Annotated in this window: 18 protein-coding genes; 12 read left to right on the top strand and 6 right to left on the bottom strand. The window is 41.3% G+C overall.

Annotated features, from left to right (window positions below):
* Positions 1–73: 73 nt before the first annotated feature.
* A complete protein-coding gene (locus ACSLUK_RS15810) occupies positions 74–2,140 on the top strand; it encodes a winged helix-turn-helix domain-containing protein (protein ID WP_448549643.1) in 2,067 nt (688 codons plus the stop codon).
* A gap of 50 nt (positions 2,141–2,190) precedes the next feature.
* Here ACSLUK_RS15810 and ACSLUK_RS15805 read toward each other — a convergent pair whose 3' ends face one another.
* Positions 2,191–4,866: a YncE family protein gene (locus ACSLUK_RS15805; protein WP_448549642.1), complete on the bottom strand. Its 2,676-nt coding sequence runs from the start codon at positions 4,864–4,866 to the stop codon at positions 2,191–2,193.
* 268 nt (positions 4,867–5,134) lie between these two features.
* Between ACSLUK_RS15805 and ACSLUK_RS15800 the strand changes: the two genes are divergently transcribed.
* From ACSLUK_RS15800 to ACSLUK_RS15785, 4 genes are all read left to right on the top strand, one after another.
* The gene (locus tag ACSLUK_RS15800; protein WP_448549641.1) at positions 5,135–5,950 is read left to right on the top strand and encodes a substrate-binding periplasmic protein; all 816 of its coding nucleotides are present in this window, start codon (positions 5,135–5,137) and stop codon (positions 5,948–5,950) included.
* A gap of 168 nt (positions 5,951–6,118) precedes the next feature.
* Complete coding sequence (locus tag ACSLUK_RS15795; protein WP_448549640.1) at positions 6,119–8,251, top strand: TonB-dependent receptor plug domain-containing protein; 2,133 nt, start codon at positions 6,119–6,121, stop codon at positions 8,249–8,251.
* A 107-nt stretch (positions 8,252–8,358) separates the two neighbouring features.
* Positions 8,359–9,321 carry a YbgA family protein gene (locus ACSLUK_RS15790; protein WP_448549694.1) on the top strand — a complete coding sequence of 321 codons (963 nt, stop codon included), beginning with the start codon at positions 8,359–8,361 and terminating at the stop codon, positions 9,319–9,321.
* 87 nt (positions 9,322–9,408) lie between these two features.
* Entirely contained in the window at positions 9,409–10,794 is a 1,386-nt protein-coding gene (locus ACSLUK_RS15785) for a cryptochrome/photolyase family protein (RefSeq protein WP_448549639.1), read from the top strand.
* Between the two features lie 96 nt (positions 10,795–10,890).
* On the opposite strand, the gene ACSLUK_RS15780 is transcribed toward ACSLUK_RS15785, so the two are convergent.
* Positions 10,891–11,988 carry a porin family protein gene (locus ACSLUK_RS15780; protein WP_448549638.1) on the bottom strand — a complete coding sequence of 366 codons (1,098 nt, stop codon included), beginning with the start codon at positions 11,986–11,988 and terminating at the stop codon, positions 10,891–10,893.
* 591 nt (positions 11,989–12,579) lie between these two features.
* Here ACSLUK_RS15780 and ACSLUK_RS15775 point away from each other — a divergent pair.
* Complete coding sequence (locus ACSLUK_RS15775; RefSeq protein WP_448549637.1) at positions 12,580–13,785, top strand: hypothetical protein; 1,206 nt, start codon at positions 12,580–12,582, stop codon at positions 13,783–13,785.
* A 9-nt stretch (positions 13,786–13,794) separates the two neighbouring features.
* Positions 13,795–14,208, top strand: a complete 414-nt coding sequence (locus ACSLUK_RS15770; protein ID WP_448549693.1) for a type 2 periplasmic-binding domain-containing protein — start codon at positions 13,795–13,797, stop codon at positions 14,206–14,208.
* A 56-nt stretch (positions 14,209–14,264) separates the two neighbouring features.
* Here the strand turns inward: ACSLUK_RS15770 and ACSLUK_RS15765 are convergent, their stop codons facing one another.
* Positions 14,265–15,260, bottom strand: coding sequence for an AraC family transcriptional regulator ligand-binding domain-containing protein (locus ACSLUK_RS15765; protein WP_448549636.1), 996 nt, complete (start codon positions 15,258–15,260; stop codon positions 14,265–14,267).
* Positions 15,261–15,379: 119 nt separating this feature from the next.
* On the opposite strand from ACSLUK_RS15765, the gene ACSLUK_RS15760 reads away from it, so the two are divergent.
* Together ACSLUK_RS15760 and ACSLUK_RS15755 are read left to right on the top strand one after the other, a co-directional pair.
* Positions 15,380–16,531, top strand: coding sequence for an acyl-CoA dehydrogenase family protein (locus ACSLUK_RS15760; protein ID WP_448549635.1), 1,152 nt, complete (start codon positions 15,380–15,382; stop codon positions 16,529–16,531).
* Positions 16,532–16,639: 108 nt separating this feature from the next.
* Complete coding sequence (locus tag ACSLUK_RS15755) at positions 16,640–17,710, top strand: branched-chain amino acid aminotransferase (protein ID WP_448549634.1); 1,071 nt, start codon at positions 16,640–16,642, stop codon at positions 17,708–17,710.
* 123 nt (positions 17,711–17,833) lie between these two features.
* On the opposite strand, the gene ACSLUK_RS15750 is transcribed toward ACSLUK_RS15755, so the two are convergent.
* Complete coding sequence (locus ACSLUK_RS15750) at positions 17,834–18,610, bottom strand: type 2 periplasmic-binding domain-containing protein (protein WP_448549633.1); 777 nt, start codon at positions 18,608–18,610, stop codon at positions 17,834–17,836.
* A 143-nt stretch (positions 18,611–18,753) separates the two neighbouring features.
* On the opposite strand from ACSLUK_RS15750, the gene ACSLUK_RS15745 reads away from it, so the two are divergent.
* On the top strand, positions 18,754–19,641 hold the full coding sequence (locus ACSLUK_RS15745; protein ID WP_448549632.1) for a dienelactone hydrolase family protein: 888 nt from the start codon (positions 18,754–18,756) through the stop codon (positions 19,639–19,641).
* Between the two features lie 87 nt (positions 19,642–19,728).
* Here ACSLUK_RS15745 and ACSLUK_RS15740 read toward each other — a convergent pair whose 3' ends face one another.
* Positions 19,729–20,346 carry an MlaC/ttg2D family ABC transporter substrate-binding protein gene (locus ACSLUK_RS15740; RefSeq protein WP_448549631.1) on the bottom strand — a complete coding sequence of 206 codons (618 nt, stop codon included), beginning with the start codon at positions 20,344–20,346 and terminating at the stop codon, positions 19,729–19,731.
* 280 nt (positions 20,347–20,626) lie between these two features.
* Positions 20,627–22,150 carry a peptide MFS transporter gene (locus tag ACSLUK_RS15735; RefSeq protein ID WP_448549630.1) on the bottom strand — a complete coding sequence of 508 codons (1,524 nt, stop codon included), beginning with the start codon at positions 22,148–22,150 and terminating at the stop codon, positions 20,627–20,629.
* Positions 22,151–22,321: 171 nt separating this feature from the next.
* Here ACSLUK_RS15735 and ACSLUK_RS15730 point away from each other — a divergent pair, with 171 nt between their 5' ends.
* Together ACSLUK_RS15730 and ACSLUK_RS15725 are read left to right on the top strand one after the other, a co-directional pair.
* Positions 22,322–24,022 (top strand): winged helix-turn-helix domain-containing protein, encoded by a 1,701-nt coding sequence (locus ACSLUK_RS15730; RefSeq protein ID WP_448549629.1) that lies wholly within the window; start codon positions 22,322–22,324, stop codon positions 24,020–24,022.
* Between the two features lie 416 nt (positions 24,023–24,438).
* Positions 24,439–25,386 (top strand): substrate-binding periplasmic protein, encoded by a 948-nt coding sequence (locus ACSLUK_RS15725; protein WP_448549628.1) that lies wholly within the window; start codon positions 24,439–24,441, stop codon positions 25,384–25,386.
* Positions 25,387–25,393: the final 7 nt, after the last annotated feature.

Raw genomic sequence — 25,393 nt, 5'->3', positions numbered from 1 at the left:
ACGCAATAACGTCTTTAATTACTAGCTACTAGTACGTAGTATGATGTTCTAAGGAAGCCCTAAAGCGAAGATTATGTACGAGCCTTATATTCTATTGGATAACATCTTAATTAAACCTGAACACAATCAGGTTATCCGTGAAGGTGAAACATTAACGATTGAGCCGCTTGCCATGGCGGTGTTAAAAATGTTGGTAGCTCACAAAGGTCGTGTCGTGTCGTCTAAAGAGCTTCTTGCGCAGCTTTGGCAAGGGAAAGTTGTATCGGACAATGCACTGCACCGCATAGTTGGGCAAATTCGTAAAGCTTTGGGCGACAATGCATTGGCACCCAAGTACATTCGCACCGTGAAAAAAATTGGTTATGAATTGCTTGCTGACGTTCAGATTAAAGACGTTAGCAGTCGAACTAATCTGCCGAAGGATAGGGCATGGTATATATTTGCGTTGTTCATGGTACTAATTGCTATGGCGGTGATTGTAGTCTTCACCTCGCAGATGGTTGACAAGTCGCCAATTTCCGCAGAGAAAAACTTGTTAAAGATACGTCAATTAACCAGCTTTCCTGGCGTAGAGCGTGACCCTGTTTTTTGGCCTCAACAGCAATCTGTTATTTTTACGTATCAGCCCAATGGCGAGTTATATAACAACATAATGGCGCGCCAAATGAAAACAGGCGACTACTATCTTTTAACGGATGATTATTTTCATTATGTCCGTTTGGCTATTTCACCAGATCAAAAGAAGATTGCCTATGTTCGCCGCGATGACAAGAACTGTTTTATTGAGGTGGCTGAACTTCGTGAAAATACAATGCTAACTGGCGTAAAGCAGTTGTCGGCATGTCCCTTCATTTCGAGCAACTACTTAAGTTGGTCAAATGATAGTGGCTCAATTATTTATAGCAAGAATGGTTACAGCTTCAGACAAAGCGAATTGATGTTGTTCAATATTGCCAGCGGTACAGAATCGCCACTGTTGTCGTCTAAGCCAGGCGAAGCTGCAGACTACTACCCTGTAATGGAACCAAATGGTTCACACTTAGCCTTTATTCGTGCACTAAGTGATACATATCAATTAAAAATGTATGACTTAAAAAGTGCGCAAGAAAAGCTCCTATGGGAGTCAGAAGATAAAAAATCGGTTATACGAATCGCCTGGCTAAAGGATAAATCGTCAATAGTGTTGCAGTTTGGTGCGAATTTAAAACTGCTTAATCTAAATGGCGATATTGCAAATATCGCCCATAATTTGACAAAAAGAATTAGAAATATCCAAGTTAATTCACAAAATCAATTGCTTATAGCTGTTGAAGAGTATGAGAATCAAATTAGTGAATTTCAACTTCCCGCTGAAATTGAGCCACCTATCAAAGAACATGCAATTGGTAGAGTCATTGAAGAATCTTCAAAAAGTGAATTCAATGGGTTTTACTCAAATAACAAAAATAGTATTACGTTCTTGTCTAATAGAGAAAGCGATGACTATCGGTTATGGGAATCAACCAATAATGCGGCTAAGTTAGTAATGCCCGATGCGATGATATTTACATCGCGGTGGTCTGAGGATGATCAACGGCTACTTTTTATTTCTCCTCAGCAACAACTATATGTTTATGACAGAGTCAAACAGCAAAGGCGATTGTTGCTCGATAAATCAAACAGTGTAATGTCATTAAATTGGAGTAGCCGACCTAACATCATATACATTTGCCAACTGGTGCAAGGAACGCATCAAATATTCAGTTTAAACATCGACAGCTTGGTAAAAGCGCCTTTCACGGAACAGGGTGGCTGCTTCATGAAAGAAAGTGCTGATGCTCGTTATCTGTACTTTAACAAATTTAATGAAAATGGTTTATGGCGCTATGACTTCGAGAATGAGCAACATGTACTTGTAATACCTGAATTTAGCCAAATGAACCGCGGACATTGGCAATTGTTTGATGATGGAATTTATTTCATTAGAAACCGTGAGGATAGACGAGGCCTGTTTTATTATGACTTCTCGTCGAAATCTACACGCATGGTTATTGATAACAAAGAGTTCGGGCACTTCGATGTTGCACCCGATCATTCTCGGGTGCTGATTAGTGAAAAAAAGAAACTCGTGGGCGATCTTTATCTTGCTGATATTGAGTAATGACCTCAATACATTTATCGCTGCAACATGATCTAATGCTTCGAAATTTTTTAGCCATCTTCATCACCATCGAGAATATTATCACTGTCTCGGTCAATACCAATTCGGCGTCCGGAGCCCCATGGTGTACAGGTAAATGTCAATGCGTTTTCATCTTGCACCGCTAATTCGACGAGTTCTTCTAGCACAAAGTGATCTTCTGTTGCCACGTCGCTTATGAATTCTTCTTTGTTATTCATCAAAAATCCACGCGCACGTTTATTAATAATGCCTTTCACAACTAATTCACATTCGGGAACTGGCAAAGTGACCAAGGCACGTTCAATAAGTAAATTTATTCTCTTGAGTACAGTGTCGTCGCTCTTTTCAGTTAAGGTAATTTGCTGGCCGACAATCGGTGCCTGTTCAGTCGGAAAGGCAAACAGGAATGCGCGTATTTGTGCCAATGGCTCCGCACTCATGCCTAAATCAGCGATGACAAAGTTGCCACTAGTGGCACCATTATGATTCCAACCAAATCCTCTTACTTGCGGCCCCGTTGCAGGAGGGGAGTCAAACCCCCAACCAAAACTGCCAACTTTTTGATATTGGTCGCGAAAATGTGGAATTTTGAAATTTCTTTCACCTGCCTGACCATTATCGGACATCAGCCCTAAAGTGCCAAAATGTCCATTCGCTTCGTCTAATGTGTGGCATTGTGCACATATTTCCAATTCACCCGTTTGTATCCTAACAACGCCTTCTTTAAAAATTTTAAACCCCGCGGCTTCGGTAGGGTTAAGTTGATTGTTCAAAGCACGAATTGGGTTAGGGGGATAGGTGACCTGCATTGCATAGTCGGTGAACATCTGCATTTGTTCTGGAGTAAGTTCCTCGTCTCGCCCCAGAAGTCCAACAAATGCTTCATTAAATTCCTTAAAAGCGGCCTCTTCCAACGTTTCATTGTTCACTCTGTTCTCGCCCGTACGATCACCACGCCAATGCATTGGGCCGTGACCAGTGAGCCCTCGCATGGACTGCGTTAACATTGGGCCTTTCATAGAATGAAAATTATTAGGGGGAGCTGGGTTAGATATGGCAATAAACGCATTGGGATTATCCTTAACTTTGCCGGCGGGATCACCTAAATCCCATGCCAAGCCATCAGTATCGGCAAATAAGTGGCACGTTCCGCAAGAGTCGTTTCCTTTGCCTGAAGTTAAACGAGCATCATATTGAAATGCCCTGCCTTTAACGATGGAGCTGGGCTCAGGGTTAAACATGGTAAAATGGTCAACTTCCATTTTCGTTGCAATATCAATTGTGGAAATGCCATTATCGAACCGGGTCATAACGTACAACTTGTTACGAGGTGCATCAATGACTAAGCCAGTTGGGCCACCCGCACTTAGTTCAATATGATTATTTGAGTCGGGATTAAAGCTATCATTTTCAAGGGTTTTACTTTGTAGTACGGCAACTTTTTGTGAGCCAAATGCGGTCACAAATAGTTGCAGGCCATCGGCACTAAATTGCATCTGTTGTGGCATTGATAAACTTAGTTGTCGATCGCTTTCAGTACCTTGTGGAGATTGAAAAGACAAATGCTTGTTCAAGCGACGAGGTAAAACAGAGTCGTTGTCAATTATGGTTATACGATTATCAGCTAGGTTACCATTGACAGTAGTACTGTTTAGCCCCTGACCCGCGAATCGGGTATGGTTATTAGCTTCAAGATTTGAAGCATAAATTTTTTGATTAGCAGGATTAACAGCCAGATTGAAAATTGTCGTACCAACACCACTCCAGCGTCTGGTTTCTTTGGGCGTGTTTTCGTCAGCATTAATCTCAAATACGTCATAATCAGGCAATGAGAATGGTACACTGGTGCTAAAATCTGCTCCTTGATCGTCTAACCACTGACTTCCATTGAGTTGCAGTATCACACCACTGTCAGGCTGTTCTACATTGTCACTATCTGCAACGGGTAATCCTTTTCTTATATTTGACGGGGCTATACTGGTCGTTTGGTTACCTGACTTAAAAATACTGGCATAGACTCGGCTTTTATCTGCTGATACGGCCAAACCTCGCGGTTTATCACCAAATAGAGTAATTATTGTGTCTACTTGTGATGCTGAATGGGCACTGGTGTTCGTAATGTTAGATGGATCGAATACCCAAATATCCGCTCTGCCAATGCTTGGCGTAGTTAATTGCGGATCAATGGGGCTGTTTTGTCCACGATGTGCTGTAGAAATAAAAGCGCGTTGTTTTTTACTTCCTGCAAAAACTATATCCTGAGGTTCGTCGCCCACCAGCAAAGTGTTGATGACGTGGGGTATTGTTGATGTTACGTCGACAATACTTATGCTATCTGATAAATGGTTCACAACCCATACCGTTCCATCGGGAGCAACTGCCAGAGCAATTGGCTCAAGACCAACACTGACTGAATGTTGATGCATAATACCTTCATCGGATATCGCGAAAACTTCCAGTCGGTTGTCAGGAGTGTTAGTTGCGTAAAGTTGTTGGCCATTAGTTGATATTGCCAATGGTCTAACTTGCCCGCTTTCAAAAAGTACGTAATCTCTGGGGCCAAATTCCGGTCTGGCTCCAGGAATATTGCTTGGGGGTTTTTGAGTCGGAGTTTCTGTTTCTAAATCTGATTTACCGCCACACGAAAACAAAAAAAATGCAGTTAACGCTATGATCGTATGATGTAATTTTAAGTGTGGTCGCATCGTAAATCCTCTTGTTGCTATTATTAATTGTTTAGACTGATTGGGTTATATCGTTGGTGAGTTGTGACAGCAATAAATTTAAGCTTATGTAAGATGATTTTTACCTGATGTTCTTTTATATCAATTGGTTACGGTTTTTGTTTAAGTGTTAAAATTTTGGATACGAAGTTGTATTGAAGTATTCATGTACTGTTAGTGGCAAATATTGCACTATGAACATTCAACAACATCGTTAATACTAAATATTGGTATCAACATTGGAGGTATAGTGAGTTTGGCAAAATGCATCTTAATCATTGTGCTTTGGTTGTGCGTACAGTTGCAGGGCATTGCCCAAGAAGTGCCAACCGTTGTCATTTTAGCTGATGATGCTTATCCGCCATATTCATTTGTTGAGGATGGCGAGCTCAAAGGCATTTATATTGATATTCTGCGATTTGCCGCTGAGCAATTATCACCTTATTACAAAATTGAGTTACGTCCCACACCTTGGCAACGAGGATTAGCAGATCTTGAGGATGGCCGAGGGTTTGCCTTAATTCCGCCTTATAAACATGTCGAGTCGCGCCCTTATATTTGGCCTTATTCGGTCGCGTTACTTTCAGAAACCGTTGTAGCAATGTGTCACAAAGACGTGGATATCAATGGTTACATTGGTCGGCAGTTGAACAGCTTGGCATTGCCGATAAATGTAGGGATCAATTCTGGCTATCGTATTCTGAGCGAAGAGTTAATAAATGCGGTGAACAAAGGCACGATTAAACTTCAAGAAAATAAAGATACTCAGTCAAACGTGTTAAAGCTATTGCACAGACGAATCGATTGCTATGTCAACGACCGCTACTCAACATTATGGGAGCTAAAGCAAGTCAAGTTAATGCATCCTAATGCAAAATTTGAGCAAATTGTATTGGAAGAGTCTCTAATTGTAATGAAGCAAACCGCACACATCGGCTATACCGATAGCGAAGCACATAGCTATGTTTACAAGCAGGATTTTGTTGACCGTATGGATGGTGCGATAGAGAAATTTCAAGCAAGTGATAGTTTTAGTCAACTATTGCAAACTTATGCATTGCCTTAACGGGATAGTAAAAATGACTATCAAGCAGCCGCAAATAATGTTAATTATGGGTGGTGTACCAGTTTGAGGGGGCGCCTGAATTTCGTATGATAAATAGTAAATTCGCAGTAATTATCTGCGAATTATGTTTAAGTGACACAAGTGCTCGAAAAGTTTAGCGTGGTTGTAATGAAGAAGTATATAAATAGCTTAGTAGTTTTTGTGAGTGCGTTTTCGATATCAGACGTTAGTGCGTCGAACAATGATCCTTTATTTAGCATGACACTGGAAGAACTCAGCAAAGTTACTGTAGTAACTGCCGCTTCAGGGTTTGAACAATCAGTGTCACGTGCGCCTGCAACGGTAACTGTAATCACTGATAGCCAATGGCAAGTAATGGGCGCTCGATCGCTTAGTGATGTGCTGATGATGGTTCCCGGGGTTCATGTGGGTGAACCCCAAACTCAGTACAAGCACAAAAAGTTCATTGCTAGGGGGTTATCGGGGGAGAGTTCTTCCCAAATCAAGCTATTGATTGATGGCGAAGTCGTTGAAAACTTTCAAGACGGTGGGTTGCTGAATGGATTTTACTTGCCTTTAACAAGCTTTAAGCGAATTGAAATCGTTAAGGGACCAGGTTCAGCTATTTATGGGGCTGATGCGTTCGGTGGTGTCATTAATCTGGTGTCATATACTCCACAAGAAATTAAAACGTCAATCGGTGGACGAATGGGCAGTTTTAATACCTACGATGTTTATGCGAAAAGTGGTTTCTCACTGGGGGATGTTAATGTGGCGTTGTCATTTGAATATACCACTTCAAATGATGATAAAGGTAGAGTGATAGCGTCAGATTTACAATCAACTTTTGATGGTGTTTTTGGTACTCAGGCGTCAAATGCACCTGGCGTAATTGATGAAAGTTATGAAGTGCTTTTTGCGCATAGCAAAATCGATTGGAATCAATGGCAACTTAGTTATATGCGTCATCAAAATTATGAACTAGGTGTCGCTGGTGGTATAGGACAAGCGTTAGACCCAAATGCCATTGCCAATTCTCGTGATGAACAATTTGGTGTAAGTTACGATTTCAGTGAATGGGTGGCAGGCGAACTAACAGCTGCTTTTTACTATAAGAAGCAATGGAACAATTCAAGGCTGAATGTGTTGCCAGCGGGTACCGTAGTGCCGATTGGGGAAGATGGTAATTTAGACTTTGTTGCGCCTACTACTGTCACGCTTTTTACTGATGGTTACATTGGCACGCCATCATCGGGAGGAAATAATACCGCCTATCGGCTTACGCATTTAGTCAATTTAGGCTCAGCCCATTATTTACGTTGGGAAGTGGGGTACGAGAAGCTGCGGTTTAATGCGAGCGAACGCAAGAACTTTGGTCCTAGTGTATTAAACGGTACAGAGACAGTTGTCGATGGAACGCTCACTGATGTGACCGGAACGCCTTACATCTATTTGCCAAACATAGATCGTGAATTTTACTATTTATCAGTGCAAGACGAATGGCAGGTAACCGAGAATGTTCAGTTGGTGCTTGGCGCACGGTACGATAACTATTCTGATTTTGGTGCAAGCACTAATCCAAGATTAGGGCTCATTTGGCAAGCTACAGACGCTCTTTCCCTTAAAATGTTTGCGGGTACCGCGATAAACTCACCTTCAATTGCACAATTATATTCACAAAACAACCCTGTTGGCGTAGGTAATGCGTCGTTAGAGCCTGAAACAGTAAATACATTGGAAACCGGCTTAGGGTTAGAGTATTTTGTCAATGAAAACCTTATTATTTCTGCCAGCGTTTATCATTATCATGCTAAAGATCTCGTTGAGTTTGTTTTTAACGAATCCATACAAGGAAGCGTGGCACAAAACATAGGTGAGCAAAAAGGCAAAGGAATGGAGTTAGTGGTGAAATGGAAGCCGTTGCGCAATGTTACGATTGACGCAAATTATGCTTATATTGATGCCGAAGACGCGAATGGATTGGTGATTCCTGATATACCCAAACATCTTGCATATTTCGGTTCAAATTGGCAAATTGATGAGCAGTGGAATTGGAGCTTAGGAGCCAAATGGGTCGGGAAGCGTGAAAGGCCACTCACCGATGCACGCGCGCCTTTACCAAATTATACGTGGGTAACGAGTAAGCTTGTACGCAATAACGTAATCAATAATGTTGACGTTGCATTAATCATCAACAATGCATTAGATACTGACGCGCGAGAACCGAGTAACGGGGCGATTGCTGATGATTATCCTCAGCCTGGACGTCAGATACTATTAGAAGCAAGCTATAAATTTTAGCAAGCTGGCGACGTAACGCTATCATTTAAGTTTTTGGTCTAAAATAGCTTTGCACTCTTACTTGGCTTTGCACTCTTACATAAAGGAGTTTCATTTTGAGTGATTGTATGAACACCAAAAGGTATGAAACCGCTGACATTGCTATCGGCATAAGCGCCTGTTTAGCTGGTGAAAAAGTCCGTTTTGATGGAAGTAGCAAGTCATCTAATTTTTGCATCCACGAACTCGGTAAATATGTAAAGTACCAGAAATTTTGTCCCGAGGTGGCGATTGGCTTACCTGTGCCAAGACCAACGATTCGACAAATTGAACAACACGGTGAAATTCATGTGGCTCAACCCGATGGTACGGGGGACGTGACGCAACCTCTTCGTGCCTATGGTGAGAAAGTAGCAAACCAAATAAACCACCTTAGCGGCTTCATTTTTTGTGCGAAGAGCCCAAGCTGCGGCATGGAGCGCGTAAAAGTGTATTCAGCTGAAGGTAATCCTTTAGCTGCTAATGGTATTGGCGTATTCGCAGACGCTATTATGCGCATTAATCCGCTATTACCCTGTGAAGAAAATGGCCGATTAAACGACCCTTTGATAAAAGAGAACTTTGTCGCGCGTGTTTTTGCCTATCACCACTGGCAACAGCTTAATACAACGCAGATTTCGAAGCATAAACTCACAGAGTTTCACAGCTGTTATAAATATACCGTTATGAGTCATGATTTGGTGGCTTATAAACAATTAGGTCAGCTACTTGCCCGTGCCGATATTACTGTTGAGAACATGGCTAATCAGTATGTTGATGGGCTAATGAAGGCACTTAAAAAGCAAGCGACACGTAAAAAACACGCCAACACCTTGTCACATATTCAAGGTTACTTTTCTAAATACCTGAGCCCAGCACAACGTCAAGAATTAACTGAGCAAATTGAAGCTTATCGTGTCGGGCTTGTGCCACTAATGGTGCCGTTAACGTTAATAAACCACTATCTTATGGAACATCCTCAGCCGTATTTAGCGAAACAGGTTTATTTAAACCCTTACCCAAAAGCGCTGAAACTTCGTTACGGTTATTGATACAATACGATAAATGACGATATTTCGGCGACGGCTGAATCCATTAGCATTAATTAGTTATACGGATTGGTATGACAGGAGGCCTGTGTGTTACTTTGGTTTCGAAACGATCTAAGGGTGCATGACAACCCAGCGTTGCGTTATTTTCTTTCCAACAAGTCTGCTGAAAACATTGGCAGGGCACTTGTTTTTGTGTCGGAAAAGCAGTGGCGCCAGCATGATTGGTCGCATCATAAAATCCTGTTTATCAAACGGCATATCGCTCAGCTTAAAGCGCAACTGGATAGATGTAGTATCCAGCTCATGGTTGTTAGTGTAGATACCTTTGAGCAACAGGTAGAATACATAGTGGAGTACTGTCGCAACAACCAGGTTAGCGAAGCCGTTGCTAACAAGGAGCTTGAATTTAACGAAAACCAGCGTGATCAAGAGTGTATTGAGCGTGGTATAAATCTAACATTGTTTGAATCTGATACTATCGTGCCCAAAACAGCGCTAATGAATAAGTCAGGACAGCGATTTAAAGTTTTTACGCCATATCGAAAAGCATGGTTAGAATACGTAAAAGTGCACGGATTTGAATATCTGGACAAAGATAGTTTGCCATCGTCATTGTTTTGCACAACGGTCGAGGAGTCTCCGCAACACGAGCAAGCGACAGATTGGCCGTTAGCGAGTGAGATAGAAGAGCACAAACTGCCACAGTTTTTCAATGAAAACCTCTTTAATTATGCCGACGAAAGAGACTTCCCTGCAAAAAACAGTACCTCCAAATTATCACCTTACCTAGCGATAGGTGCCATCAGTCCTAAGTACTTATTGGCACAGCTAATCCAGCGCTATCCGGATATTCTCAGTGCAACAGATGCCCCCTACTTTTCTTGGCTAAATGAACTGATTTGGCGAGAGTTTTATCGTTATTTAATATCTCATCATCAACGCTTGTGTCGCCATCAGTGTTTTAAACTTAACTATCAATCATTAAAATGGCCAAACCATCAAGAACTATTTGATGCATGGTGTAATGCTAGAACGGGTTATCCTATTGTTGATGCGGCTATGAGACAACTTGTACAAACCGGGTGGATGCATAATCGATTACGTATGATCGTGGCGAGCTTTTTAACTAAACATTTGTTGGTTGACTGGCGCTGGGGAGAAAAATTCTTTATGAACCATCTTATTGATGGCGATTTAGCGGCGAATAATGGTGGCTGGCAATGGGCCGCCAGCACCGGTTGTGACGCACAACCTTATTTTCGAATTTTCAATCCAATCACTCAAAGTAAGCGCTTTGACCCTGATGGTAGTTTTATACGCACGTTTTTACCTGAACTCAACGATGTACCGGACAAAGAAATACATTTTCCACACGATTACCTTGCTAAACAAAAACTCCAAACCTATTGGCCTGCAATCGTAGAGCATAAACAAGCAAGGGAACAGGCGTTAGCATTTTACAAAGGACAATAAACCAAGGTTTATGCGGATTGGTATTATATGTGAAATTGAATGCAGGTAGTAGAGAGCTATACCTTATTGCATAGCTCCCTGTTTAAGAGAAAGTAGTTAGAAGATCAAGTCGATACCTAAGGTAATTGCTTCACTGTCACCGGCAACAGCGAAATCAAACGACTCGTCTTTCACCTTATCAAACTGTATTTTAAAAGCGGCTGAATCATGGAAGTCCCAACGTAATCCTACTGACGTGGTATTATGTTTTTCGCCATCCGTAATGCCATCACCTTCTTGATCCATACTTGAATAAGCAATAAATGGCGTGATTGTATCAATGCGATAGCCGAAAGTTATCATGTTGGTATCAAGGTTACCATCAAACTCAAGGTCTAAACGATTAAGCTCAGTTAAAACAAACCAGTCGCCAAAATCCATGTTAAAAGAGGCGCCGTAGAACTTTCCTTCACGGCTATCTTTTCCACCCCAAGTTATACGCTCATCACCAATATAACGCTCGTTGGTATATTGCATATGGGTCAGCCTGATCTCGAGCCAGTCTTTGCTTAAGTTCACAACACCGCCAAAGATATTTTTCCATATCTCACGCGTTTTCTCACCAAAGAAAAAATTGCCTAAGAGCTTATTGTCTTTGTCGTCTTCTTTACCTGTATATATATTGGCTAATACCGACCAGTCACCAAAGTTGGTTGAGTATAAGGCATTGATACCATTGTAGTTAAATATTTGCCAAGTGTAATTGTCGGCGGGGGCACGCATCCAGACATAAGCATAACCGACATCGTAGAAATCAGAATAGTAGAATAGCGGCAATCGCTTCTTACCCGCTTGAATTGTCCAATTGTCGTTTACTGCGTAAGAGATATACGCCCACTCAAATTCCGGATCGTAATCTTCAACACCACGACCAACAATTTGCGTGGTTGCCGTCATTCCCGAGCCTAAATCAGCCGTTATTTGAATACCAAATAAGCTTTCTGGGGCAAAATCCCATTCTTCTTCATATGCAGAAACGATGGGGTAGTCAGCTAAAAATGTTGAAGGCACGCCATAATGAGGGACTCCGTCACCATCGAGCACTCGACCAACATTGACGCTGGCAAAACCTGACAAATTAACATCTGCTTGAGATGTACTACATAAGATGCAAAGTGAAGCCATTGTTAACTTAACAAATTTTGAATACTTCATCTAAGTTCTCTCTTAGTTTTCATGACAAATTTCGTAATGTGATCCACTTAGCATTGAAAGATAAATTAGCTGGCCACATACCACACAAGCAACGCATGCGCTTCGGTGTATGCTCACCAATAGATAAGATTGTCTGACCGCTTTAAAATTATCGTTCTAATATGTTTTATGTGGATTTTTAGTAATTCTTATAGGAGTAAAGTAGATAGTTTCTATAAAATCAAGGAAATAACCTAACTAACAAAAACAAGTTGAAGTTCTTTTTAGATCGGTGTGCCTTTTGCTGCTAACAACAATAATCTAGTGCCTTGACCGTTTACTGTTAAGTTTCCCCAATCAAATTCAATCTAAAAACAAGCGCTTTGAAAAAATTGTTCTATATTTGAATTAATTAGTGAGTAATAGCAGGCCTCCTTGGGAAAGCGTCGTGCGAAGCGATGTATCCAGCAGTACTTTTTTAAGTGCTATTCGATGTTAACTAATGTTGTCATAAAACCGGAAAAATAAGCCGGAACACGCGGGTGAAAGCTCAGTAATTGACATGATAGTCAGTGACATTAGCAAAGCGGTATCGCCTTGGTAAATTGAAACATGAACTATAGGGTTAATACGATGAAGTACGGACTAAAACTATCGAGCATCATTTTATCGGTGATGTCGATGACTGCTGCTGCCGATATAACATTCAATGGATTTGCGTCGATTAGAGCAACAGCTGCTGACTCAGATGGTGGCGAGACGCCTTTCCCTAAATTTAAGGGGAATGGAGACATCTCCTTTAAAGACGAATCACTGTTTGCTTTACAAGCTAGAGCAGATCTCAGTGAAGGACTAAGTGCTACAGTGCAATTAATGGCTGAAGGAAGTAATGATTTTGAAGTTGAAGCACGATGGGCGTATGTAAGCTATGAACTTAACGATAGACATCGTCTAAGTTTAGGACGATTTGCTAATCCGATTTTTTTTCAATCAGAATACGAAAAAGTCGGTTATGCGCATAATTTTTCTCGCTTGCCTACGGCTGTATACGTCGGTTTTGAATTTAGCACTATTGAAGGCATCGCTATAGATAGCACATTTGATTTTGATGATTATGTATTAGACACCAAAATTCTGTATGGCAATTGGGATGGTGGTGCTTTTTTTGTAGCAACAGGTCAAGAAGAATCGTTTGCACTTAATGACATTATGTCAATTCGTGCCACACTTACATATGACTGGTGGAAAATATTTGCAGGTGCATTTGTTGCGGAAATGGATGGTGGATCGATAGATACAGCGGTACTCAATAATTTTGCTGCTCCCGGAATAGCAGCAGCACAAGCATTAGGAGCGACAGACGCGGATGTGGCAACGTTTCAAGAAGCCGTGACATGGACAGGTGACGATGGCTTGTATTGGTACTCGGGTTTCAATGTTGACTACAACAATTGGATCTTTGATTTTGAGTATGCCAGCTACCAAGTGCAGGACTCTACCGATGCATTGAACAATGTTTGGTATGCGGCTTTAGGTTATCGATTTGGCTCGACTGTGATAACGGTGCATAGAGAGGAGTTAACCCAAGATATTGATTACGACTCGTTATCACCGGTACAGCATCCAGTATTGGTGGCAACAGGACAAGCGATTCATGATGCACTGGGTTCTCGAGAGTTCGACGGATATGGTATTTCACTACGCTATGATTTTCATAGTAATGCGGCATTAAAAATGGACTATTTTAGTGGCGAAGATACAAGACCTACGGTTGGTGACTACACCATCTGGTCGGTTGGTATCGATTTGGTATTTTAGGGGGAAATGATGAAAAACAGTATGTTAAGTATTTTTTTGCTGGGAGCAGTGTCGTTTTCAAGTGTTGCAGACGTTGCGGTCATTGTGCACCCATCAAACGCCGATGCGCTAGATAGCGGCAATATTTCCAAGATATTCTTGGGCAAGTCAAAGAAGTTTCCAAGCGGTGAACAAGCCGTGCCAGTGAGCCAGCAAAGCAAAAACCCCATTCGTGTTGAGTTTGACCGGAAGGTATTGAACAAGTCTTCTAGTCAGGTCAAAGCGCATTGGTCTAAGTTGCTTTTTACGGGCAAAGGTCAACCGCCAAAAGAAGCGATAACCGATGGCGAAGTTATCGAATTGGTTGCCAATAATCCCAATATTATTGGCTTTGTTGACGCAAGTCAGGTAGATGCAACGGTAAAAGTAGTGGCAACCTTTTAATGAGAGTTTGTTCAGTCATGCTAGTTAAACCGTCATAAGAGATGACTGAACACATACTATTTGGTGGAATATTGCCGGTAAGCTGACGGCGTCATATTTGTCCATTGCTTGAATGCGCGGGAAAATGAACGCGCATCACTATAGCTCAGATGAAATGCTATTTCTTCTACTGATGCTGTTGTTTGTGCAAGTAGCTTTATCGATAGGGATTGGCGAAGTTCTGCCTTAATCTGTGCAAAGCTGGTAAGCAAGCTGGCCAGCTTTCGTCTTAGGGTTGCCGTACTCATATCTAGCATAAACGCCACGTCTGTTGCTGTTAACAGCTGCTTGTGTTGATTGAAATGTTCACTCAGCAATTGGTGAATTTGACGGTCAAGTAGTTGCTCTTCTCCCGGATAACGCATCACGATCAGTGGGAATTGCTTTATGACTTTATGAAACTCCTCACGCTGTCGAATCACATTCAGTTTTAGCATGTCCGACGAGAATACAAGGCTGTTCTGTTGGCTGTTAAATGTCATTGGACATCGAAACAACAACGAAAATTCCTGTCGATAACCTTTTGGGGTATAAGTCACGGTACCTGATATGGCATTTATTTGTTGACCAGATAACCAAGATAAAAGGCGATGAATGAGTACTAACAAGTATTCAAGAATGAAATGATCGGGATCTTGATGAGAATGGTGTAGCGATAATGTGAGTAATTGGTCGTGCTTTTCAATGTCTAACTGACAATCTGCCAGTGCTAATGTAAGTTTAAGTGATTCAATAACGTCGGCTAAGCTCTCACAAAAGTATAAGCTTTGTAAGAGCACGCGAAAATAATCTAGCGGTACAGGCTTATCAGCAAAACCCAAAAATGCATCGCTAGTTTCTCTAGCCAGTAGGTTAAGATAGAGCGTCATGGCATTGTCGCTTATTCTTTGCTGCTGACTTAAAGAACGCCCCATCTCAGCACCAGCTATTCGTATTAAAGCATCTACATTGATGCCTTTTTTCTTTGCGGCAGTTGCCGCTTTTTCAACATAGTAGTGCCCAATAGTCGCCATAGTGTTCAAATTTCGCTTTTTGTGAGCGATATTGTGACATTTTTGACGGGATATGTCCTGTTGAAATGCGCGTGACTGTTGCACAATAATGCTAATTAACTTTTTATACTGAGTAACCCATGCAGATTTCATTTACTGAAGAAGAAACAATGATCCAAGACACTGCTAAGCAATTCGCAGAGTCTGAACTTAAGCCCAATGCACAGTTGGTCGAAAGTGAACAAGGAAAACCTAAATTTCTGGAAAATGTTAAAGCCTTGGCTGAACTCGGTTTCATGGGGATCAATATTGACAGTCAGTACGGTGGTATTGAAGCAGGTAGCGTGGCGTTTAGTTTAGCGATTACTGAAATTGCGCGAGGCTGTGCTTCAACGGCGGTAACTACCTCGGTTACCAACATGGTAGCGGAAGTCATACAGGCCGTCGGTAATGAACAACAAAAGTCTCATTATTTGCCGAAAATATGTACAGGTGAATTTCTTGCTGGCGGATTCTGTTTAACGGAGTCAAGTGCGGGGTCAGATCCTTCTGCAATGAAAACTCGGGCTGTGCGTGAAGGTGAGCACTTTGTGCTCAATGGCAGCAAGATTTTTATTACGTCAGCTGAATACGCAGGAGTATTCGTAGTATGGGCGGTAACTGACCCACAAGCGCCTAGAGGTAAAGGCATCAGCTGTTTTTTAGTTGATAGTAACCTGCCAGGCATCACCATCGGCAAAGCTGAAGAAAAGATGGGACAAAAAGCATCATCGACTAATGAAGTCACGTTCGATAACTGCAAGGTACCAGCGTCAGCGATGTTAGGTGAAGAGAACCAAGGTTTTAAGATTGCAGTGGCAGAATTAGCAGGTGGACGTATCGGCATTGCGTCATTAGCACTTGGCTTAGGACTAGAAGCCTTAGATTACGCAAAAGATTATATTAAAGAACGTAAGCAATTTGGTCAGCCGTTGGCAAACTTTCAAGGATTACAGTGGATGCTAGCTGACAGGTATACTGAAATGGAGGCCGCACGATTGTTGATTATGCAAGCTGCAACCAACAAAGATAATAAGTTGCCATTCGCGACAGCAGCGTCAATGGCGAAAGTCTTTGCTTCAGAAAAAGCAAATGATGCTTGTTACACTGCACTGCAATTGTTAGGCGGTGCTGGCTACATAAAAGAGTACCCGTTGGAACGGTTAGCAAGGGATGTTCGCATCACTACAATTTACGAAGGTACTAGCGAAATTCAACGGGTAATAATTGCGCGAGATATTTTGTCAAACTAGTGTTCAGGGCACTGAAAACTGTTAATATGCTTCGCCAATCTGGGTTAGCTAATCCTAGATTGGCATTGATTGATTAAATTTTAATATTACACTCTCAAAGGAAACACAATGGCTATAACAATTAAACCGCTTGAGCAGGAGAATAGAGGCTCATGTCCGGAAGAGTTTAACTTTGGTGCGACGTTTTCCGATCATATGTTTACCCAAGACTATGAACAGGGAAAAGGTTGGCAAAATGCACTAGTCAGCCCATATCATGCGCTGTCTTTAGATCCTTCTGCTGCGGTCTTGCACTATAGTCAGGAAATCTTTGAGGGGCTAAAAGCCTATCGAACACCAGATGGGAAAATTAACCTTTTCCGTCCAGAAGAAAACTGTAAACGATTCAACCGTTCAGCTAAGCGTATGGTTATGCCAGAAGTTGACGTTGAATTACATTTACAGGCTTTAGAAGAACTCTTAAAACTAGATCATAAATGGGTGCCTGACCAAGCTGGCGCATCATTGTATATACGTCCAACAATGATTGCGACGAGTCCAAAACTTGGTTTAGGTGCAAGTAGCCGTTATACCCACTTTATTATCACAGGGCCTGCTGGTTCGTACTTTAAAGGCGGTTTAACACCAATTTCGGTTTATATTGCTGATGAATATCGTCGAGCAGTTAAAGGCGGAGTTGGTGAAGCTAAAACTGGCGGTAACTACGCTGCAAGCCTATATGCTTCAGAAGAAGTAGCCAAAAAAGGTTACTCACAAGTTTTATGGTTAGATGCGGTTGAAGGGCGCTATATAGAAGAAGTTGGCGCGATGAATATTTGCTTTGTTTATGAAGGAAAGCGCATTGTTACGCCAGCGTTGAGTGGTAGCATCTTGCCAGGCATTACCCGTGATTCTATTTTGAAATTGGCACCAGCAATCGGTTATGACGTTTCAGAAGAACGCCTTGATGTACATCAGATTTTGGCTGACATTGAGAGTGGCAAAATTACAGAAGTATTTGGTTGTGGAACTGCTGCGGTTATTTCCCCTGTTGGTACGCTATGCATGCAAGACAAAGACTATGTGATTAACAACAACGAAACCGGTGAAGTTGCAAAACATTTGTACGATGAGCTGACAGGGATTCAGTACGGGACAAAAGAAGACCGTTTTGGCTGGATTCGAACAGTCGACGTATAGCGAATAACCAATTCGCTTATTACTACGAATTTAATGCTACCTATGGCATTGCCATTGGTAGCGTTTTTTTATGGTATTTGCCATTTGAGTGGAAAAAGAGAAGGGCGCTTTTTTACATTTCAGTTATTTTGTCCATTGATATTTATCGTAAAATAACTGTTGATCGGTTTTTGCTAGCTCATTCCATATAGCTTCGGATAGCTCAGGATTTGCTCGATAAAATTTACTGCTAATGATAATAAAGCCATAATCTTGTCGTAATGGCGGTAACATTGGGACTATATCATCAGGAAAGTTAGCGAAGTCGCATTGTGCAACTGACGCCGTTACTTTTCTATTGAGTAAAAGGTTATGTGCTCTTTCCGTTGTATCCGTTTGATAAATATCTAAATTGAGTGCCTTGAGTTTCTCAATGGTATGATATCCGCGTGGTATCGATACAATTAGTGGGCTGTCAAACTTTATTGATTTACCATCCCAGGAAATGTTTTCGTTGGCAAAATGAAATAGACATACTGAAATTTTAGAGAATGCGCGGTCAGTATCCAACTTATTATCCTTCATTGGAAAGTGTCCATACTTCTCTCTGGCAGTGGAGTAACTTCCCAAAACACCCGATACTTTGCCTGTTTTCAATCCTTTCAAACAGCGTGACCAGTTATCTCGCTTAAAACTAATGTTCAATTGCGGGAGCTGGTTATCAATGTGTTGTATGATTTCAATAGCTGCTCCCGGTTTCTCCTTAGGGAGTTCTATTGAAGAGGAACGAAAGTGCGGAAGAAACTCCTGTTGCTCGTAACAAAAGTTGAATTGTGCAGCATTGGTGGCGAAACTGACATTTAGTAAGAGTAGTATACCAAGGGTAGTAATCATTAAGTTTTTGATCAGACTCTTTAACATTTCGCTGTTTACTAGTTAATTGTGTATTCTACAGTATAGAAAATACTCGACGTTATTCATGTCACATTATCGAATTATTATCAAAATATCTACGACAAATGTTGTAGATTGGAGAAAATAAAATAATTAAAAGGGATTTAACTATGGTTATTCAAATATTTACCACGCCCAAATTGCACTTCTTGTTGTTCATCGTTGTGCTAGTAATGGGCGCGCCTGTAGCAACTGCAAAAGATACGCACGATTTTCCACCGACAATTAAAGCGTCATACCTACCTGTTAAAGTGGGAGATGAAAAAAACAATTTAATTCTCTCTGGCGTGCTAAAGGTGCCTGAAAATGACGCTAAAATTCCCGCAGTGCTTATTCTTCATGGCTCTGCTGGTATTGATAATCGTGGTCAGTTTTATGCTGATAAGTTAAATCAACAAGGCATAGCAACATTTGAAATAGACCTTTGGGGAGGGCGTGGCCTAACAGGCGGAAGTAAAGGAAGGCCAGCATTGCCAACGCTTACGGTACCAGATGCATTAGCTGCGTTAAGCCTTTTGGCCAACCGAGATGAGATTGATTCAAAACGTATCGGTGTTATTGGTTTCTCTTGGGGTGGGGTTATTGCAATGCTATTAAAGAATAATGCGACTTATGAGGGATATGATAGCGCGTATCGTTTTTCGGCTTTTGTCGCTCATTACCCCGTCTGCTGGGCGTACAATAATGTGCCCGGTGTCAATTTTAACGATCTTAGTGACGGCGCTATGCTTATTCAAACGGGGGAGTTAGATGACTACGACAAGCCTGAGAGTTGCCCTACTTTAATAGCATCATTGCCAAGTGAACAGCGCTCTCAAATCGAGGTTAAAGTGTGGCCTGATGCATATCACGCATGGGATAGATTTGCGCCAACTATTATTGTTGATGATCCATTCTCGCACCAAGGCAAAGGCGGAAATGTAACTCTGTCGGCTAATGTAGAAACTGCTAAGCAATCACGAAACAAAGCTGTAACATTCTTTAAGCGCTATCTATAAAGAAAGTGTTAAAGATCTTTCTGCCCACATAACAGCAGTGAGCGATAAAGTAACTTATCGCTCATTACTAGATATGTATAGACGTGTTTATTGGGTTGATGAATCACTCATCGCTAATAAGTCCATAGCGACTTTATCAATGCCATCTTTGGCCAATTTTCCCGCAAATTCAGCTTGTTTGCTATTGAGAAGTGAAATACCTTCAACAATCATGTCGAATGCTTTCCATTGTTGTGTTTTATCGTTTAGGCGTAGCTGAAAACTAATTTTAATCTCAGGGCTGCCAGTTTCTATAATGACAGTATCGACAGAAACGATTTTCTTACCATTTTTGATGTCTTGTTCACGTTCATACCTAACTTGCTGATTTTTATACTTAGTTAAAGCGTTAGCATAGGTTTTTACTAAGTACTGACGCATCGCGTTGGTAAAGTTGTCGCGTTGTTCTTTAGTTGTTTGTTTTAAGTGCTTACCCAAAATTTTGTAAGCGGCATATTGGTAATCAACTGAAGGCATTAGTTCTTCTTCAACGATAACCTGCATTAAAGTAGGGTTGGTTTTTAATGCTGTTTGCTCTCTGGCGATTCTGCTAAAAAGCTTGTTACCGGTAGATTCAATCACTTTATAGGGAGATAATCCAGGTTCGCTGGCTGTTGCGAACATGGAACTGATAACCAGCGTTATCATCAATAGTAGTTTCTTCATTCTTAGTGTCTCGTTCATGGTTGCGTAGTAAAGAAAATTATAAATTAACAAAGCTTGCTTATTGTACATACCGACCGATTGGTTTGTAAATGGGTTTTTCTATATTCAATTATTATTATTTAGCATATTTATGACCTAACTTTCTGTATGGGCATGTAACCGTTTGTTAATAGACCAATATAGCAAACATTTTCTGTAAGCCATCCAAAGTATAGTGTTAGAAAATAACCCTTGAGCGGTAATCAACGAAAGTTGTGCTGATTACCGAATACTCAAATCTTTATTTAACGCCATGCATGAGCTTGTTAATTGCAGGTGCAAGTACAAATAGTACTATAGCGCTAGCAGTGAGTAGCCAGAAACTAAAGCTAAATCCTACCAGTGCAGAATCCGCTGTCATACCACCTCCAGCGCTCATACTGCCAGCCACTATTCCCGAAAAATTGTTGCCAATCGCAGTACTGAGAAACCAACCACCAAACGCAAAGCCAGCTAGCGAAGCAGGAATAAGTTTACTGACCATAGACAGACCAATTGGTGATAAACAAAGCTCGCCTATGGTGTGAAGTACATAACATGCGGCAAGTGGCCAAATTGGAATCATGTTATTGGCGTCAAGCAAATGCTCTAAGGCGTACATGAGTACCAAAAAGCCTAAGCCTGTACCTAATAATCCCAGTGCAAACTTTTGTGGAATGCTAGGTTCAAAATTGCGCTTGGCGAGAAATACCCAGATAGCCGTAACAATAGGCGCAAAAATTAAAATGGAAATCGAATTCACAGATTGGAACCAAGCAATTCTAAATTCAAACGCATCGGTGATTTGTCGGTCGACTATGTTCTGTGCGAGAAATGTGAGTGAACTACCAGCCTGTTCAAAAAACATAAAAAATATCACATTAAAGCCAAACATGATCAAGCAGGCTATGACACGCTCAAAGGCAATTTTACTAATGGATTTCGCATGAGTAAGTAGCATAACACCGAGCGCAACAAATAATACAAATAGTATCCACGCCAAGACTTTTGCACCAGCGTATGCCATTAACAAGTATACGGGAAAGATGGAAATTACTGCACCAAGTACAACATAGGTGAGATTTTTGGTGCGTTTAGGTGATTGCTTTATTGCTCCAACGCCGTTAAGTTGTTTTTTACCTAAATAAAACCAAACATAGCTGATGATCATGCCGATACCTGCTGCGCCAAATACAACTTTATAGTTATCCATCATGGGCGTATCTGTAAGTGTACTAGCCAACCACTGAGTTAGAACGGGTGATATCATCGCGCCAGCGTTTATTCCCATATAGAAAATACTAAAGCCATTATCTCGTCGAGTATCATTGGGGGCGTAAATTTTGCCTACCAGATTCGAAATGTTTGGCTTAAATAATCCATTGCCAACAATTACCGTAGCTAGGCCGAGCATAAAAAATGTTTGGTCGGGTATCATGATGATAAACAGCCCTATGCCCATAATAATGGCGCCTGCGAGTATCGAGTGCTGTGCACCAATCACTTTGTCTGCAATATAACCACCAAAAATCGCACTCGCATATACAAGTGCTAAGTACGCGCCGTAAGTGTTTGACGCAAACGTTTGTCCAGAAGCATCGCCATTAAAAAATTGTGCGACTATGTACAAAGTTAATGCCCAGCGTATGCCGTAGAAGGCAAATCGCTCCCAAAATTCTGCCATGAAAAGCATCCAAAGGGGTTTAGGGTGCCCCCATAACTCATCAAAGTGTGGCGCAGTGCTGGCGACATTGGTACTATCAACCGATAGGGTAGGTGTAGTCATTTAGCTTTCCTTATTTTCATTATATTCATTGGAGTGATAGCTGTTTAATCACAATATCAAACTCGCTAAATTTTACCGTGAAGGGCTCGGAAAGCTTTGGTGAAGAATTAGTGAAAGCGACATAATTTATTGTTATATTTATAAATTTATTGGTTTTATAGGATGCCGTACATGTTGAATAAAGATCAAAATAATGTGACTCGCTATATTATTGATGATCTAATTTTAGACATTAAACGGTGTGAATTACGTCGAAATGATGCTGTCATCCCTCTACCTAAATTAAGCTTTGATTTGCTATCGTGTCTTGCTCGTTCTGCACCAGCCTTGATGTCACCTGCTGAAATTATGGCAGATGTATGGCAAGGGCGAGTGATTGGTGATGAAACGCTTAAACAGCGAGTGAAATTACTCCGTAAAGCGCTTGGTGATGACGCGAGCGCGCCTAAATATATTGAGGTAGTCCGTGGTCAGGGATATAGATTAGTACCTTCTGTTAAAGCTGAGCAAGTGGTTGCTAAGCCACCATCGGTCATGATTGATTTAGCTGCCAATGACTATTTTCCGAGCATTGCCGATATTCAACAAAGCATGTGGTGGAGAAAAATGTCGTTCTTCGCCTTTGCGTTGCTAATGAGTTTCATGCTGGGTGTTTTATTAACTACTCCTGAGCAACATGAAGAACCGAATGATCAATCTTATTCTTATGCTCAAGACCTCTCTGACATTGACGTATTAGCGATAAAAAAATACAAAACGGGTTTGGAATACTACGGGCGTTATCGTCGCACAGATAACGATATTGCTATTGATGCATTTTCGGAAGCCATCGCTATTTCACCTGATTTCGCAGCGGCTTATGCTGCTTTAAGCCGTGCATATAGCCAGCGACTATATCAATTTGAAGGTACTGAACGAGATAAACAACTTGCTGTGGATAATGCTTATTTGGCATTGGCATTCAATAACGAATCATCTCAAGCATATAAAGCGCTAGGCACAGCTTATTATGTATCAGGTTGGTTATCTAAGAGCATTAATGCACACATACGCGCGTTCGAAAGAGATGAGCACGACGTTGATACCGCATCTAATTTGGCGTTTATTTTTAGCGAACAAGCTAAATTTGCGCAAGCTTTGTTTTGGCATAAAAAAGCGTTGTCAATCGCACCTGACAGTCCGGTAGCTCAGTTACATTATGCAATCACATTACAAAGGTTAGGGATGTTTGCCGAAGCGGAGCGCTTCTATTCGCTAAGTTTAGCCAATAAGCCAGATTACATATTGGCCATAGCGCACCATGCCGACTTTTTAATGGTAAGCGGGAAAGTAACGCAGGCGCGTGAATATCTTAAACGAGCATTACAACGTTACCCCGAACATTCAATGTTGCTCAATGTAATGGCTAAAACTCATGTTGTCTCTAATGACACAGTGGGGCGTAAGGCACTTATCGAAATATTAAAAGAACAACACTTCGACTTTACCCAAAGTGTTGCTGGCCAACTGCTGTTGGCGATGGCAGAGGGAATTGACGAGGATGGCAGTCTTCCTCAAACCTTAGCTGACATTGAAAATGAACTCAAAATGATGCAACGCCAAGGGAATGAGCATAGCAACATCAGTTTTTTGTTGGGACAATTAGCACTGTTCAAGCATGATGCCAAACAAATGATTCGATATTGGACTCAAGCAATTGAGCAAGGAGCCGTTGATAAAGCGTATTATGAGCGCGTGTTGGCGCTTACCAATAATACTATGCCAAAAGAATTACATCGAAAATTTGAACAAATAGAACAAGAGTTAGATAAGTGGCAGACTACTGCCCACCACACTATTTCAGATATCAGTCATACTTCTAATGACATCTAACTCCTAATTGTTTATGTGGTCATTCCTGATACTTCTTCGGGAAATTCAACGACATTCATCTATACTAAAAACTATTGATAATAGCGCTGTATAGGTGTTGATATCACGAGTAAAACCAGTTCGCATAAAGAATTGCCCATGCATTCCCAAAGGGCGAGTTTAAAAGGCTTATATGCTGCTTTGTTGATTTAGACAAGGTTCCTACTTGGATGTGGGACATTAGGGCTACGCAGGACGCGGTAGCTGTGCCTCTAATCCTTTTAATTCTCGCTATGTGAGCAATTTCTTATACGGATTGGTATAACGTGTTTTCACTTTGCCAATTTACGGTACGTACTAATGTAACGTGATATTCAATTGCCTATCCATATTCTGTTAGTCGACACGCTAAGTGAGAGGCATTGTCTATGCTATTGGTGAATAAGTTACAATTGGTCGCAAAGCTTTCTTTAATAGCGCTTTTTGTGCTGTGTGTATTTGTTTTTACTGTGTACGTGCACGCAAAATACCCGCCTGTGGAAGTGAAATATCAGTATGACGGCAAAGTTCATACCTTAGTTGGAGAAAGAACGCCTGAAGGATATCGATTCAACTCGGCGTCTAATAAAGTGCTGACATTGGCGACATTGGAATGGCCGCCTTATATTGGCGAAGAATTGTGTAATAAGGGATGGGTTTTTCAATTCACAGTCGCTTTGCTTGTTCACAAGGGCTATCAGGTCAATATCCATTTTTACCCTTGGGCAAGAGCAGTAAAAATGGTTGAAACAGGGCAAATGGACATTCTCTTCCCTGAGTATTTCATTGAAGATTCTTCACCGTCGGATGTGATTGAGGGGAAAAAGCGGCGAGAGTTACTTGCTCAGTCAAACAAATTTCCCGGTGGCAATATTTCATTTATGAAGCGTAAAAATGACAATATTAAATTCGATGGCAACTTGAGTAATTTACGCGGGCAAAACATCGGTGTCGTGCGAGGGTATCAAAACACGCCCGAGTTTGATGCAATGATGGATGCCAAATTAATCGATGTGGTGAGCGCGGTTGATGAATTGCAGTTAATGAAAATGCTCGTTGCTAAACGAGTTAATCTTATCATTGGTGATCCTTTGGTCTTTCGATATGCCGTCAATTATTCTGATGTCACGATGAATAATAAAATGGCATTGCTCGATGGCGTTGAGGAAGTGAGTCCTGCCATTAAATATAACCACTTGTATTATGCAGTGAGCGTTAAGTCGGAAAACTGGCGCTCTATTTTGGACGATATCAATTTAGCACTAATTGAGTTTGATATTGCAGGAGAAACACAGCGCATAATTGAAGCGGGCAGCGGTTGTGTTGCTGATTTCACTGACATCTAATTCAACA

The organism is Thalassotalea fusca (genome assembly GCF_053485835.1).
This window is presented reverse-complemented; position numbering and strand designations above follow the sequence as displayed.